General features: G+C 47.5%; 13 protein-coding genes. 5 read left to right on the top strand and 8 right to left on the bottom strand.

What is annotated here, in order from left to right:
- Positions 1 to 28 precede the first annotated feature (28 nt).
- Positions 29 to 646 (bottom strand): DUF2589 domain-containing protein, encoded by a 618-nt coding sequence (locus ABUE20_RS05855; protein WP_408618923.1) that lies wholly within the window; start codon positions 644 to 646, stop codon positions 29 to 31.
- A 162-nt stretch (positions 647 to 808) separates the two neighbouring features.
- Positions 809 to 2,146 (bottom strand): D-serine ammonia-lyase, encoded by a 1,338-nt coding sequence (gene dsdA, locus ABUE20_RS05850; RefSeq protein ID WP_408618922.1) that lies wholly within the window; start codon positions 2,144 to 2,146, stop codon positions 809 to 811.
- A gap of 394 nt (positions 2,147 to 2,540) precedes the next feature.
- On the opposite strand from dsdA, the gene ABUE20_RS05845 reads away from it, so the two are divergent.
- Entirely contained in the window at positions 2,541 to 3,863 is a 1,323-nt protein-coding gene (locus tag ABUE20_RS05845) for a Na+/H+ antiporter family protein (RefSeq protein ID WP_408618921.1), read from the top strand.
- A gap of 472 nt (positions 3,864 to 4,335) precedes the next feature.
- Entirely contained in the window at positions 4,336 to 4,764 is a 429-nt protein-coding gene (locus tag ABUE20_RS05840) for a DoxX family protein (RefSeq protein ID WP_408618920.1), read from the top strand.
- Between the two features lie 52 nt (positions 4,765 to 4,816).
- Here the strand turns inward: ABUE20_RS05840 and ABUE20_RS05835 are convergent, their stop codons facing one another.
- The gene (locus tag ABUE20_RS05835) at positions 4,817 to 5,608 is read right to left on the bottom strand and encodes a helix-turn-helix transcriptional regulator (RefSeq protein ID WP_408618919.1); all 792 of its coding nucleotides are present in this window, start codon (positions 5,606 to 5,608) and stop codon (positions 4,817 to 4,819) included.
- Positions 5,609 to 5,715: 107 nt separating this feature from the next.
- On the opposite strand from ABUE20_RS05835, the gene ABUE20_RS05830 reads away from it, so the two are divergent.
- Entirely contained in the window at positions 5,716 to 6,486 is a 771-nt protein-coding gene (locus tag ABUE20_RS05830) for a class I SAM-dependent methyltransferase (protein ID WP_408618918.1), read from the top strand.
- A 47-nt stretch (positions 6,487 to 6,533) separates the two neighbouring features.
- Here the strand turns inward: ABUE20_RS05830 and ABUE20_RS05825 are convergent, their stop codons facing one another.
- The 3 genes from ABUE20_RS05825 to ABUE20_RS05815 form a co-directional block, all read right to left on the bottom strand.
- A complete protein-coding gene (locus ABUE20_RS05825; RefSeq protein ID WP_408618917.1) occupies positions 6,534 to 7,232 on the bottom strand; it encodes a dienelactone hydrolase family protein in 699 nt (232 codons plus the stop codon).
- Positions 7,233 to 7,330: 98 nt separating this feature from the next.
- The gene (locus ABUE20_RS05820; protein WP_408618916.1) at positions 7,331 to 8,083 is read right to left on the bottom strand and encodes a molybdate ABC transporter permease subunit; all 753 of its coding nucleotides are present in this window, start codon (positions 8,081 to 8,083) and stop codon (positions 7,331 to 7,333) included.
- The gene (locus ABUE20_RS05815) at positions 8,084 to 9,022 is read right to left on the bottom strand and encodes an extracellular solute-binding protein (protein WP_408618915.1); all 939 of its coding nucleotides are present in this window, start codon (positions 9,020 to 9,022) and stop codon (positions 8,084 to 8,086) included. It lies immediately after the preceding gene.
- Positions 9,023 to 9,568: 546 nt separating this feature from the next.
- Here ABUE20_RS05815 and ABUE20_RS05810 point away from each other — a divergent pair.
- Together ABUE20_RS05810 and ABUE20_RS05805 are read left to right on the top strand one after the other, a co-directional pair.
- Positions 9,569 to 11,371, top strand: coding sequence for a sodium:solute symporter family protein (locus ABUE20_RS05810; protein ID WP_408618914.1), 1,803 nt, complete (start codon positions 9,569 to 9,571; stop codon positions 11,369 to 11,371).
- Positions 11,372 to 11,439: 68 nt separating this feature from the next.
- Positions 11,440 to 12,603, top strand: a complete 1,164-nt coding sequence (locus ABUE20_RS05805) for an oligogalacturonate lyase family protein (RefSeq protein WP_408618913.1) — start codon at positions 11,440 to 11,442, stop codon at positions 12,601 to 12,603.
- A 165-nt stretch (positions 12,604 to 12,768) separates the two neighbouring features.
- Here the strand turns inward: ABUE20_RS05805 and ABUE20_RS05800 are convergent, their stop codons facing one another.
- Together ABUE20_RS05800 and ABUE20_RS05795 are read right to left on the bottom strand one after the other, a co-directional pair.
- Positions 12,769 to 13,515: a 3'-5' exonuclease gene (locus ABUE20_RS05800; protein WP_408618912.1), complete on the bottom strand. Its 747-nt coding sequence runs from the start codon at positions 13,513 to 13,515 to the stop codon at positions 12,769 to 12,771.
- Positions 13,515 to 15,377 carry a putative nucleotidyltransferase substrate binding domain-containing protein gene (locus ABUE20_RS05795; protein WP_408618911.1) on the bottom strand — a complete coding sequence of 621 codons (1,863 nt, stop codon included), beginning with the start codon at positions 15,375 to 15,377 and terminating at the stop codon, positions 13,515 to 13,517. Before ABUE20_RS05795 ends, ABUE20_RS05800 begins: the two co-directional genes overlap by 1 nt.
- Positions 15,378 to 15,477: the final 100 nt, after the last annotated feature.

The following is a 15,477-nucleotide window of genomic DNA, read 5'->3' as shown; positions in this document are numbered from 1 at the left end:
TTAGCACTTTTACATTGATGTTATTTCATTAACCGGGAACCTGGGCTCTGAGGGCTCGTTCGTAGCCATCGACGATGTATTTCAACCCATCCGGTGTTTCCATTGCGGCAATTTTGACTTCCAGTTTCGCTTTGCCTCCATTGCCTAAACTAGCGCCTTCATCAGCCATCTCTTTCGCCTTCAGTGTTCGTTTGGGAAATGAGACCTGGAGTGCGTCACCATTGACACTTAAATCCAGTTCGGTGGAAAAACTCATTTCTTGCAGTTCGACCTGAGACAGGGGGATCAGAGTAATCAGTGGAACATTCACGGTTTGCACGGCAGGACCATTTTTGGTCACAGTCGGATATTGCATGGCCACCATCTTGGGTTTGAGAATGGGAATATCCCCGCCCCAGTCATGACTCATGAATTTTTTAGGGGGCTCACCTGCGGGGGGGCTATTTTGGGGGGCTCGCCGACCGGCTTTGGCTTCAACTTTGGCATCGGAGCGACCGATATCCGCCATATGTGCAATATCTTCGTCGTCATCGTCAGCCGGCTCGAAAAAACGCTCTAGTAAATCCAGGTTTTTCTGGATCAGGGCTTCTCCTGCTGACGCAGTTGCCACATGGATTGAGTGAACAAACTCTTCCAGATTAATCATGCAGTTCTGTCCGGCTAAGTAATATAGGGTCAGTATTCGCTAGATAGCCGAAAAACTATCGGAGAAAAGCAGGATTTTTCAGGGTAAATTCAGCAATGTGTAACGGTTTCTGGCATGGACCAATGGGGAAAACCACAGGCCCAAAGGCCCGTGGCGGATTGATTATACATTTCTGGATTGGAGCAATGCTTCGCCCTGAGCGATGTAATGTTGCATTTCTGCTTCTGGGACCATACTCCCGCCGGTCGCCCAGATTAAATGCGTCGCTTGCTGGTGCTGCTGAGCGGTTAAGCCAAGCTGTGCGGTGAGTTCGGCTGCGTGACGGTTCCAGATCACCGGTCCCCAAGCACCGGCCAGTGCAGAAGGTTCTAACTGGATTTGTTGCTGTTGTTGCATCAGCGCGAGCAGTTGATAAAGCGTTTCATCGGCGACGGTGTAACATCCATCTAATAGCGGCTGCATCATCTCACAGACGAGCTGAGAAGGGCGGCCGACGGCCAGTCCATCGGCGGCGGTATGATTATCCAGTCCCAAATCGCGGATACTGATCTCTGCATGGCGGTGACTGGCTAGTCCGAGTAAGCAACAGGGGGAATGCGTCGGCTCGGCAAAGAAGCAATGCACGGCATCACCAAACCGTTGTTTCAGGCCAAAGGCAATGCCTCCGGGTCCCCCACCGACGCCGCAAGGCAGGTAGACGATCAATGGATGTTGTCGATCGACTTGGATTTGGGCCTGCTGGAGCTGAAGCTGCAAGCGTTCGGCGGCAACACTGTACCCTAAAAACAGATCATGTGAGTGTTCGTCATCGATGAAATGGCAATGGGGATCCTGCTCCGCTTGCTGACGTCCATGGGCAACGGCGACTGCATAGTCATCGGCATATTCTTTGACCGTCACCCCTAAATCTCGCAGTTTTTGTTTTTTCCATTCCCGGGCATCGGCTGACATGTGAACGGTGGTTTTAAATCCTAACTGTGCCGACATAATGCCTATCGATAATCCAAGATTACCCGTGGAACCCACGGCAATTTGGTACTGGCTAAATAACCGTTGATAGTCTGGATGGGCCAACTGTCGGTAATCACTTTGCGGTGTAAAAGAGGTCTCCCGGCAAGCAATCTCCTCAGCGGTTTTTAACACCTCATAAATGCCTCCCCGAGCTTTGATTGAGCCGGAGATCGGCAGCTGGTTGTCTTGTTTGAGCCAGAGTTGTTGCGGGGCCTCATCACAGTCAGCAAAACCGGTCAGTGCTTTAGCAAAATTCGGAATAGGGGTGAGGGGTGATTCGATGAGCCCTTTCGCTGCTTGTGTTTGAGGAAAGACCTGTGCGATATAGGGCGCAAACCGTTTCAGGCGTGCTGAAGCTTGGGCAATATCCTGAGCGTTGAGCGGTAATGAACGGAACATTTCGGCTGAATGGTCCTGCTTCGGGTTGAGCCACCACGTTGGAATATAGTTCTGTAACTGTTCAAGTAGAGCGGATGGAAGTTGCAACATAATGATATAACCAGATAAATGATACAGATGACGCGCAATCTTTGTACCAGTTTAAAGCTATTCGGTTCCCTTTTGTGGCCTTGCAAGGCGCTTGACTGCTGTGGAAGAGTTCGGCAATAAATGCACTGTTTTGGATAAAATGCCTTATTTTGGGGCTTTCTACTTGGCTAACCGCTCAAAAAACGTTATATAAGTGCGCTTTCATTAGGGATTGTTGAACTTTCGTGATGACGGGGTCGTCATCTGCGTTTTGTTGTGTCCTGTGCGCTTAATCCATTAAGCGTCATAAGCGGTGGTTTGCTCAAAAAGTGGTTAATTTGAACAAAATTAAACCACAAAAGTTCCACAGTCCCTAAAACTGAATTCGCTGGACAGGTAGAAATAGGAAGCGTGAATGAATGCTGTTGTAATTGGGGTCGCTCTGATGTTGATTTTGAGTGTCGCCCGTTTAAATGTGGTGATTGCTCTGTGTGTCAGTGCGATTGTAGCTGGGCTCTGCGGAGGGCTCTCGCTAACCGAAATGACTCAGACCTTTGAACAGGGGCTGGGGGAAGGGGCGGAGATTGCGCTGAGTTACGTGATGCTGGGTGCTTTTGCCGTGGCTATTTCCCATTCGGGGTTAACTGACTGGATTGCTCACCAGATTATTAAACGATTGGGTCAGTCGCCCTCGGATCAGCACCTGAAATGGGTGCGGATGATGGTCTGTACGGTGTTGCTAATGATGGCTATTTTTAGCCAGAATCTGATTCCGGTCCATATCGCCTTTATTCCGATCCTGGTGCCCCCTCTGTTGCATGTGATGAATCACGTGCGTTTGGACCGGCGTTTGATCGCTTGTGTACTCACCTTTGGTCTGGTCACGCCTTACATGGTGTTACCCGTTGGCTTCGGGGGAGTCTTCCTCAATAAATTACTGGCCAGTAATTTAAGTGTGAATGGCCTTGATATCGATCCGTCTAAAGTGGCCCCCGCGATGTGGCTACCGGCTACCGGGATGGTGGTTGGACTGCTGATCGCAGTATTTATTAGTTATCGTAAACCTCGGGATTACGTGGCTCAGGATACTCCGATGGAACATCCGACGATCCAGGTTCCCAGCCGTTTTGCGCTGGCTGTGTCGGTGATTGCCGTGGTGTGTGCCTTGTTGATTCAGTTGTATACCGATTCAATGATTTTTGGCGCATTAGGGGGACTGGCCATCTTTTTTGTTTCTGGACAAGTGAGCTGGAAGCAATCACAGCATGTCCTTTCCGGCGGGGTTGAACTGATGGCGATGATTGGCTTTATTATGATTAGTGCTGCTGGTTTCGCCGCTGTCATCCGAGCCACCGGTGATGTGCAGTCGCTTGTTCAGACCTTAAGTGGCTGGTTGGGGAGTAGCAAAGCTATTGCCGCTGCCAGTATGTTGCTGGTGGGGCTGATTGTCACCATGGGGATTGGGTCTTCATTTAGTACGATTCCGATTATTGCCACATTATATGTGCCTTTGGCCCTGCAACTAGGTTTTGACCATACCGCAGTCGTTGCACTGGTTGGGACAGCTGCTGCACTGGGGGATGCCGGTTCACCTGCTTCAGATTCAACATTAGGGCCGACTGCAGGATTAAATGCGGACGGGGGACATGATCATATTCGCGATAGCGTGATCCCAACCTTTATTCACTATAATTTGCCGTTGTTGGTGACCGGGTGGATTGCCGCCATGGTCTTATAGGTTTAAAAGCGTCATTCTGTACAACCCCCTCTGACTCCCCCTTGAAAAGGGGGAGAATAGATTGGTGTAGCGCCTCCCTTGAAAGGGGGAAAATAGGCTGGTGTGACTTTCTCCATCGTGGTTGAATACTTTCCCTTTTGAAGTGGAGAATAGATTGGTGTGGCTCCGCCCTTGAAAGGGTGATAATGGGCTAGAGCGACTTTCTCCATCGTGGTTGAACACTCCCCTTTTTGAAGTGGAGAATAGGTTGGGATGGCTCCGCCCTTGAGAGGGTGAAAATGGGCTGGTGTGACTTTCTCCATCGTGGTTGAACACTACACACCTCCCCTTTTGAAGGGGAGGTCGGGTGGGGTTGTTAAACTTGAACAAGTATGATTTATATATCTTCTGCTGACTATTTTTTGATAGCTATCAATTTTTCCCGGATGAGCTTTGATACATTATCTAAATCAAAATAAAAAAGGCTCTTATTATGATTACGGCTTTACTGAACTGGATTAACCGTGTATTTGATCGGCCCGATTTGGCTAAATTATTACTGCGTTTATCGATTGCCATGCTGTTGTTTCATGGATTTCATAAATTAGAGTATGGAATTGGTGGTATTCAGCAGATGCTGGTTGCTTATGGTTTACCCGCTTATGTTGGGGATGGGGTCTATGTCGGTGAAATCATCGCCCCTATTTTAATCGTGCTCGGGGTCCTTTGTCGTCCTGCAGCTATTTTTATGATGGGAACGATGGTTGTGGCCTGGTTGATGGTTGATATCGATGCTACCTTTCAAGTGGATCGCGTTGGGGCTTGGGCGATTGAAAATCTGATGTTTTATTTCATGATGGGGGCGGTTTTATTGTTTTGTGGCCCCGGCCGTTATTCGTTGGGAAGCCCAACCTGGCGCTGATCACCGATCGCCCTACCGAACTTCGGCGATTTTTGGGATGAGGTTCGCTGATTCAGTTGGTTACGGACGTATCATCCAACCGGCTTAAACAGACCAGTTTTAAGGACGGATCGCTACTTAGCTGTAAACTGGTTTGCAAATAGCCGCATTGACCCAGAGTTGGATGATCAAAATAACGTTCTCCACCATCTCGAAAACTTGCATGTTGGCATTGCCACAACTGTTTAAATTCAGCGCTTTCTTGACAGAGTTGTTCGGTGAGTTGGAGTAGCGATGGATCGTGACTGTTTAAACTAAAATCTGTTCGAAATTCTGCAACGATACGCTCGGCTCGTTCTGTAAAATCGGGGATGAGACGTCGAGCCGACACATTTAAAAATAGATAGCGCAGTAAATTGCGCTCATCACCGTTCTCATCCAGCCATCCGATGAATAACTCACAGGCCTGTGGGTTCCAGCTTAAAGCCTGCCAGTGACGATCTAACACATAACAGGGGCCTGAAAACTGCTCAGGAAGGTGCAATAGCGCTTGGGAAAGAGGCTTGTGGGTCTGGCTTGGCAGATATGGGTCGTGTTTTTCAGCTAATTCAAAGAGTGTGGCCCGTTCTGCCGCGGTCAATTGGAGTGCTTGAGCTAATCGGGCGAGTACCGTGACCGATGCACTTTGGCTTCGTCCCTGTTCTAGCCAAGTTAACCAGGTGGTACTGACCCCGGCTGCCATCGCCAGTTCTTCACGTCTTAATCCGGGAGTTCTCCGGTGTTGATCGTTACTGGGTTGAGGCGCCGGAAGCTGCTCGCGGTGAGCCCGAATAAATGCACCGAGTAAATTCGCGGATGGCTGCATATTAGTTTTTATACCCCTATAACGGGTGAACTGGTTAAAGGTTACCGTATTACACCATACTACCCGTGAATTTTTACCCATTTTTATAAAAACAATCGGGAGTCGTTATGGAGCCTTATCATCATGAGCAATTAATTTGTCAGCAGTTTGGTTCACAGGCACAGGCTTATTTAACCAGTGCCGTGCATGCTAGCGGAGATGATTTAACCCTGTTAGTGCAAAGGATCGGCTCAAAACCAGATGCTCAAGTTTTAGATTTAGGCTGTGGTGGTGGCCATGTCAGTTATCAGTTGGCTCCTCATGTGGGACGGATGGTGGCCTATGATCTTTCTGAGTCGATGTTGGATGTGGTGCGCCAGCGGGCGGCTGAACTACAGTTGACCAATGTGCAGACCCAGCAGGGGAATGTCAACCAGTTACCCTTTGCGGATCAATCCTTCGATTATGTGGTGACTCGTTTTAGTGCGCATCATTGGGTGCATTGGGAAGCGGCATTGCGGGAGATGCGACGGGTATTAAAGCCTTCGGGACAGGCGATTATCATTGATGTGGTGAGTGATGGCTCGAGTGTCTGTGATAGCTGGTTGCAGGCGATTGAACTATTGCGCGATCCATCGCATGTTCGGGATTATGCGACGGGGCAGTGGGTCGATGCTTTAGCTCGCAGTGGTTTAACGCTGAACTTTTGTCAACATTTCCCGTTATTTTTAGATTTTCAGCAATGGCTGGAGCGGATGCAGCCCGAGCCGGAATTGCAAAACGCCATTCACTGTTTATTGGCCATGGCGCCTTTGGACATCCGTGAATCGTTACAACTGGATCCTCAGGGGAACTTTACTTTGCGAACCTTATTTGCGGTGGCGGTACGAGAAGCTTAAATGATGTCTCCGCTTGGAACAGGCCACCTAGATGTGGCCTGCTTGTATTATGAATAAAGTTGCTTGGCTAAGAACATTAAGGTTCGTCCTTGGGCCAGTGGTGCTGAGGGTTGGTGATACATATAGGGTCGTCCCCAGCAGTTAAAGCCGTGGCCTGCTTCCGGGTAATCATAAAAGGTGGCCAGCGGATTATCGGCAAATGTTTGTTTGATGTGTTGGACATCGGCGGTGGGAATATGTTCATCCAACGCTCCGTGGTGGAACAGGATCGGGGCGCTGATTCGGCTAGCTGCATCGAGATATTTGGCAATGCCGCCCCCATAGTAACAAACCGTTGCGTCGACATCGGTTGCGGTGGCGGTCCGATAGGCGAGCATGCCTCCCAGACAATACCCCATGACCGCTACTTTGCCAGTCACTTCCGGGCGTGATTTTAACGTTTGAACGGCGGTGACCATGTCTTGTTGGGCTAAATCGAGATCTACGTTGCTGTAACATTCGAAGGCTTTGGCATTGCCTTCTTCATCGTAGTTCAGTGAGAGTCGGGGCGTGAGTCGCCAGAAGACATCAGGGGCCAAAACGACAAATCCGGCTAGTGCATATTGATCGGCAACGGTGCGAATATGTTCGTTGACACCCCAAATCTCCTGGATCAAAACGATTCCCGGACCTTGGCCGGATGGGGGGAGAGATAGATAGCCGGAAAAAGGTTGGTCAGTGTAAATAGGAAGCCATGTTTGATTCATGATGAGGTCTCTTAGAAGATTGTATGATACTTAACATCACATAATTATCATTCTATTAACGTTTGTGCAATATTGACGGCCACAGGGGGAACCAAGCATTAAAACGGTTGAGGCTTGGTTTTTCGCCGGATGAGACACCAGAGTGGCAGAGGAAGCGCTGTGATTAATAAGAGCCACAGCAACGTATAGACGGCCGCCACCCCACTATCTTGCAGGTTGATGTAGAGTTTGACTGGGATCCCTTGCGGAAAGTAGCAAAAGACCATCACGACGCCAAATTCACCGATGATGCGACTCCAGGCCAGCGCAATGCCGGTGGCTAGTCCCCGTTTGGAAAGCGGGAGTGAAAGGCGTAGAAAAATCTGCGTCCAGCTCGCGCCTAAAGTCAGCGCAACTTCTTCAATGTCTCGGGGGATCTGTTCAAAGGCTGAACGGGCGCTTAAGACATACCAAGGCAAAGCAGCATAAATTTGTGCGAGTACAAAAGCGGGCGGATTGTTATTAAGCGAGAGCCCTAACGTTGTGAGTAGCTGGCCTAATGTGCCATAAGGCCCATAGGCGGATACCAGTAGCATGCCCATCGCCAGTGGCGGGGTGAGCAGTGGAACCAAAACGGTAATTTCGGCCAAATTTCGCCAGCGGGATTGGGTGCGAGCCAACCACCACGCCAGAGGGGTTCCTAGTAAAATGATACATCCCAGAGCGATCCCTCCCAAACCCAGTGAAACCAGAACCGATTGACTGTCACCGTAATCCAGATGGAAATTATTCCAGGGGGTAATTAAAAAAAGGGTGATAAACGGCGCTAGCAATAATGCCAGCGCCGGTCCTGACAAGGGCAGAGAACGCAACTAAATGTCTCCGCCTTTCGGAGCGCTATAGCCACTTTTTTGCATCAATGCCTGTCCTTTGGCACTTTGCATGAATTTGATAAAGGCCGCACCTTCTTTAGGTTCTGGGGCATTTTTCAAAATTGCTGCATAGTAGACCAACGGTTGGGTGTGCATTGCCATCGTTTTGCCTTGCGCATTTTTAATGCTAAAGCCCGCTTTGTCATACCATTGTACCGACATATCCGGGTTGCTGAGATTCATCTGATCCGGCAGTGAGATAAAAGGTAACCCAGCAGAGCGAACGGCGGCTTCATAACCTGATGATGCATCGATTTGTCCAGCTTCAAGACGAGTCAGCAGCCCCCCTTCGGTGAACACTTGTTTGGGATTTTGATAACTTCCCAGAACTTTTTGCATGAGATCCGGTTGGTGATAGTAAAGTCCAGCCAGCTGCATAGTGAAGATGATGTTACGCCCTTGTGGGTCGGTTTTGGGATCGGTGCGACCGAAATGAACTCCGGGTTGCTCCAAAACGCTCCACCACGCTTGTTGATCTGGATGTTGCGCTGCATTGGCAAATTGAGCGGCATATTTACCTTTTGGATTGTATGCGATCACCATGCTGGTACTGGCTACCGGCACGGCATGATCAACCAATCCGGCTTTTTCTAAGATTTGAATTGGCCCCGGGGTGATCGACACAAACACATCGGCTACGATTTTTTTCGAAGCCAACAGGTGAGCCATCCCATAGGCTCCTTGGCCTTGCCCCTGAAAATGAACGTTATTTTGCTGGGCAAAGGCTGGGCCGAGGACTTTATCCATGACCACTCCCATTGAACCGGCATAGGTGACATGAATATTTTCGGCGGCCTGAGCGCCGCTTTGCCATAAAAGGGCGGCCACGGCCAGTGCCAGATATTTGGGTCGAATAAATTGCGATTTTGTCTGATTCATAAAAGCTCCATTTGGTCATCTAAGGCGATAGTTTTACGGGTTACGAAATCAGTGACTCACGATGGATAAGAGGTATTGTTGCGTATTGATCGCTTCTGTTTGTGACAATGATGCCTGTTACAGGCGGCATTTAGTCGTGATGATCGAACGAGAACAGGTCAACAAATACTAATAATTTATTGTTTTTATATGAATATTTAAATTGAAAACGAAAGGTTCATTTAATGATTGTCATTCAAGTCTTTGTGATTCGTAATATAGTAAAACACATAACGATAGTAGCGCTATTGTTAGTTTTTTTTCCAGTACTTTCTTCTTTGGGGGTCTGTTGTCGCTATGGGGCTCACGGCTGCCTTACAATAAAGTCCGCTTTTAAAATGAGTGCTGCACTTCATTAACGGTAAACTTTTCTGCATAAAAGTGAGATCTGTCACATATTCGTCATTTTACTAGATATGCCACCTGAGTTTGGATTTAGGTCACGGTTCATCTGCAATTTTAAAATTATCATTCGTTTAAATTAAAACAACGTTTCAAGGAAAAGAGATGAACTACGATTACATCGTCATTGGCGGATATTTCTTGCTGATGGTTATCATCGGCGTGATCTTTAAGAAAATGGCCTCGAAAAGTAGTAGTGACTACTTTCGTGGGGGTGGGCGAATGCTCTGGTGGATGGTTGGTGCAACGGCGTTTATGACGCAGTTTTCTGCATGGACATTTACCGGTGCTGCAGGGAAAGCCTTCAGCGACGGATTTACGATTCTAGGGGTATTCATCGGTAATATTCTAGCTTATGTGGCCGCCTATTTTTATTTCGCTCGTCGTTTCCGGCAGATGCGAGTCGACACGCCCACTGAAGGGGTCCGTCGTCGTTTCGGTCCAGTAAATGAACAATTCTTCACTTGGGTGATTATCCCATTAAGTGTGATTAACGCCGGGGTTTGGTTGAATGGTTTGGGTGTTTTCGCTTCGGCGGTATTTAAAGCCGATATCGTAACCACTATCTGGGTGACCGGGATTGTCGTACTGTTGATCTCTTTAATCGGCGGTGCTTGGGGGGTTGTGGCTTCGGACTTTATTCAGACACTGGTGGTCGCGGTCATTTCAGTCGCATGTGCGATTGTGGCGCTCGTTGCTGTTGGCGGTCCGGGTAAAATCATTACTGATTTCCCATCGGGTTTCATCATGGGCCCTGACATGCACTTCCCAATATTGTTAGTCGGTAGCTTTTTCTTCTTCATTGTGAAACAGTTGCAGAGTATCAATAACATGCAGGAATCTTATCGGTTCCTAAATGCGAAAGATTCTAAAAATGCCAGCAAAGCTGCCATTTTGGCCATGTGTCTGATGATCTGTGGTGCCATTATCTGGTTCATTCCTCCATGGGCGAGTGCCATTTTGTATCCTGATGCAGCACAGGCTTATCCTGAACTGGGGTCGAAAGCTACCGATGCGGTTTATCTGGTCTTTGCCCGAAATACCATGCCGTTAGGAACTGTTGGGCTGTTGATGGCCGGTTTGTTTGCCGCCACAATGTCTTCAATGGATTCTGCTTTGAACCGTAACTCCGGTATCTTTGTCCGTAGTTTCTACTCCAACATATTCCGTAAAGGCAAATCCAGTGATAAAGAAAACTTAGTCGCTGGGCAGGTGGTTTGTATTGTAAACGGGGTGCTGGTTATCGTGATGGCTCAGTTCTTCAATTCATTGAAACATATGAGCCTGTTTGACCTGATGATGACTGTTGCCACATTGCTGCAATCACCAATTTTGGTCCCTCTGTTTGCAGGTATCTTCATCCGCAAAACACCAAAATGGGCACCTTGGGTCACTGTGATCTTCGGTCTGTTCGTCAGCTACATGGTCTTTGAAATCGTGACTCCAAATGTGGTCGCTGGTTGGTTCGGTGTGACTCATCTAACTGGTCGTGAATTCTCAGCCTTGCGTTTGGTCGATACCATTGCCGCACACCTTATCTTTACACTGGGCTTCTTCTGGTTAACCTCCTTCTTGTACAAAGAAGAAAACGACCCTTATATTGAAGAAACTAAAGCGTTCTTTGAAGATGTGGACACTGAATGTGTCGCTGGTGAAGGGCAGAGTGAATTTGACCGTCAGCAACGTAAAAAACTGGGTATGTTGACTTCAGTGATGGGTGTGGGATTGATTCTGATGGTCTTAATTCCAAATCCTTGGTGGGGCCGGCTCTTATTCTTGTTCTGTGCACTCGCGATATTGTTAGTGGGTTATCTGCTGGCTCGTAGTGCGACAGTAGGCGATCAAAAAGTGTTTGAGATGGCCGGTGGTAGCACCTCACCGACTCAGACTTCTCATCGTCATTCGTAAGTTGTTGTAAGTTTAATCTTCACAGCTATGGCACCGGCCATAGCTGTGTGTTGATGGAGTTGTATATTATGGCTAAAGGTTCAGTAGTTACCCTTTCTTTCACAGATTTTACAGATGATGATACCGGGATCGTCTATCAGCGTCTGACGCCGGCAGATGTCATTTGCCACCGAAATTATTTTTATCAGAAATGTTTTACTAACGATGGCCGTTACCTGTTATTTGCCGGTGATTTCGATGGTAATCGGAACTATTATTTGCTCGATCTAGAACAGCAGCAGGCCCGACAGTTGACCGAAGGTTCTGGCGATAATACGTTCGGTGGCTTTTTAAGTCAGGATGAAAAATCACTGTTTTATGTGAAAAATGGTCGGGATCTGCGGCAAGTCGACTTAGCTTCGTTAACAGAACGGACCATTTATACGGTTCCGGATGACTGGGTCGGATACGGAACCTGGGTGGCGAATAGTGAATGTACCCAGTTGGTCGGGATTGAAATTGCCAAATCATGCTGGCGAGAACTCTCGGATTGGAACATCTTCCGGGAATACTATTATACCAATCCAACTTGTCGGTTAATCAATATTGATATTCAAACCGGTGAACAGGACGTCATTCTGCAAGAAGATCGTTGGTTGGGTCATCCTATCTATCGGCCATTTGATAGTAATACCATTGCTTTCTGTCATGAAGGCCCTCACGACGTCGTGGAGCGGATGTGGTTGATCAACCGAGACGGTAGCCATATGCGGCGGGTTAAAAAACAGGATGAAGGTGAATCGTGTACCCATGAATTCTGGATCCCGGATGGTTCCGCACTGGCATATGTATCTTATTTTAAAGGGAAGTCCGAACGGTTAATCTCGAAAGCCGATCCTCAAACCCTTCAAGATGAAGCGATCATGAATATGCCGGCGTGTTCACATTTGATGAGTAACTATGACGGTTCACTTATGGTGGGCGATGGCTGCGATGCTCCGGTGGATGTCAATGATCAGGGACATTATGAGATTATCAATGATCCATTTTTGTATGTTCTGAACACCCATACCCAGCAAGCCCATAAACTAGTGAAACATAATACTTCGTGGGCTGTTTTGGATGGTGATCGGCAAATTACTCATCCTCATCCGTCATTTAGTCCGGATGATAACTGGGTGTTATATACCAGTGATGCGGAAGGCGTTCCGGCGCTGTATCGGGCTCAGGTCCCTGAGCAGCTCAAAAAATAACAGGTTTATGTATAAAGGCGTCCTGTAACAACTTCTTAAGTGGAGCTAACAGGGCGTGATTGATGTTAAGGCGGTTTTAGTAACCCTCAACAGGGGGTAAGCCTTATCAAGAGCGATTTCTATAGTGGGCGTTTTAGACCAGAGGCTGTGAGCCCTGGTCTTTTTTTATAGATTCATCCGGGCTTTTTGCTGATATTTATAAAAATTTTGCAAGGAAGGTTGGTTATTGCCATAGATGGCTCGAGTGAGGACTAAAAACAGCTCTGCCGTGGCGATGGCATCATAGAGGGCATTATGGGCCTGATAATCCGGAAGGTTATAACGATGACGGACACTGTTGAGTTGAACATCCAGATTGGGCGGAACGCAGCCGTTGGCCATTCGTGATTTTTCAATTTTTAAAGTATCAAGCCACTGTAGCGGCAGATAGGGTAATCCTAGAGTTTGTTGGGCCTGATGTTCAATAAACCGATGTTCAATCCAACTGCCGTGAGCGATGGGGATCCGCCCGGCCAAGTTTTTAAAAAAGATTTGCAGGACTTCTTTCGCGGGTAATCCTTCCAGCAGCATTTGCGGCACAATATGGTTGATGACAGCGCTATTGGCATTGATATGTGAGGCATCTCGAATGTAGTAATGCTGGGCTTGAGCCAGATTGATCCGTCCTCGATCAATCGGCACAAAACCAATACTGAGCAGCGCATCAGTATTGGGGTCCAAACCGCTGGTTTCGATATCGACAGCCAGATAGTTTTGCATAGTGAGGATTTTTTGCTCATCGATGCTAAGAGAAGCTTTGAGCCACTCTCGAAGTCCTGGTTCAGAGAGCAGTTGAGGGGAACGTTTGATGAGGGCTGCGGGTTGTTTATCGTTATGAGATTTGGGCTCAAACAGCTGATTGAGATATCCCATTAATGTCTCCCAAAATGTAATTTTGCAAAACTTTGTGTGTCTGAAATAATTTTGAAGGCTTCTTTCAGATGTTTTCTTTCGAAGCTACTAAAGTGCTCCGGAGCAATGTGATTATTGGGTTTTTCCCCTGCTCTAAGGGCTTTGAGCTGGTGATCCAGACGGACCTGCAGTAAAAATTGGTAGGCTCCAATGATGTTCTGATAGGCATCTTTTTTAATGGCTCCGGCTTGATAAGCAGCTTCGAATCGATCTTCGGTCCCGGTTTTTTCACTACCGACCGATAACCCGTAGATCCGGGCTAAATCAACAATCAGGTTGAGTGCGAATTTTTTCACATTCAGCTCATTACTGTTTTCACCACTTTTTTCCAGTACAAAGTTTTTGAAGATCCCAAGGGGGGGACTAAACAAAATCGCCGATTCAGTCAGAGAACTCAAAAATTGGTGATTATGCTGAATTAAGTCGTAGAGATAGGATTGTAACTGTTCGGATAGTGATGGATCGCCATAGAGGGTCCGGACTTCTAAAAATACGGTGGCATGGAGTAGTTTTTCGTACTCGGGCTGTCCGACCCATTTGCGATAGTAATGTTTCCAGGTTTCCAGTGGTTGGCACCAGGCCGGATTAACCGCCATATAATGGCCACTGCAAAGTGGATAGCCACACTGTGCCAGACCATTGCTCACATACATCGCCAGATGGCTGAAATAAGCCTTCTGGGGCTCTGTCATCGTATCTCCAGGAATGATAATGGCACTATCCTGATCCGAAAGTAGATGGACTTCTGAGCGAGCATGCGAGCCCGCTACGATCCAGCTGAATTCACACGGAGGTTCTCCCAGAAATGCGATAGCCATTCGAATGAGGCGCCGAGTGTAGGCATCCATGATCATGGCCATGACATAGCCGATCGCCTTGGCTTCGACATGCCCTTCGACGAGCGCTTCGAATACGGCCTGTTTTTCGGTAGATAATTTAGCTAAGTCATCAATGCTTTGGGCGTATTTGATTTTTTCGATGAGAAACAGAGCCTGTACACGGTGATTCTGAACCAGATGAGATGTGGTAATAAAACCTTTGGGAAGGTTGTCTTCAAGGACCGGTAGGCTTCGAATGTTGTGCTGCATCATCAGTGCTGCGGCGTGCATCACCAGGTCATTGTTATCAACGGTGACCGGATTGCGGGTCATAATTTGGCTCACGGGCTGACTGGTATCAACGTGTGCCGCTACGACACGACGGGTAATATCTCGATCGGTGAGAATGCCGACCAGCTGCTGGTGATCCATGATGATCGCCAGTGGACTGGGGGTGGTGACGCTCATTTGATAAGCCACATCACGAATAGAATCGGTTTGTTTGACAATGGCCACGTGCTCACTGGCCAGCTCCCGAACTTTGCGGATAAACAGCGCTTTTTCCGGGGACCAGCGCACTCGGGTCGCCGAATTCAGGCGGACAATGGCATGGGCATCAAAGTAAGCCTGATATTGGGGATAGTTAGCCAGAATTTTTTGCAGACTGCTGCGCGGGACCAGATACAGTAATGCATCTTCCAATACCTGAGCTCGGTAACGTTCACTCGCATCCTGATGTTGGAAAAATGTAAACCCAAATTGATCCTCTATGCCTAATCGTGCCCTTAAATCACCATTTTCTAATCGCTGTTCGATCACGCCGGTACGAATGATATATAGGAAATGCTCACTATCATCACTTCTGAATTCTAAAGTTTCCCCTCGCTGGAGATATTGGATTTGAACTTCACCGGCGATCAATTCTAATAAATTAGTCGGTAGTCTATCGAAGGGATCAATATGAGTTAAAAACTCTAAAATATTGGGTATTAATGTGTTGTTCACATTTATTCCTCAAAAAATGAAATACAAATTCATTAAAAATAATTAATTATTTTAAGGAATGGCTTAGCTGATGTATTTCATTCATTTCTAATGAAATTAA

It is taken from the genome of Celerinatantimonas marina, assembly GCF_046054165.1.
In the GTDB taxonomy this organism is placed as follows: domain Bacteria; phylum Pseudomonadota; class Gammaproteobacteria; order Enterobacterales; family Celerinatantimonadaceae; genus Celerinatantimonas.
This window is presented reverse-complemented; position numbering and strand designations above follow the sequence as displayed.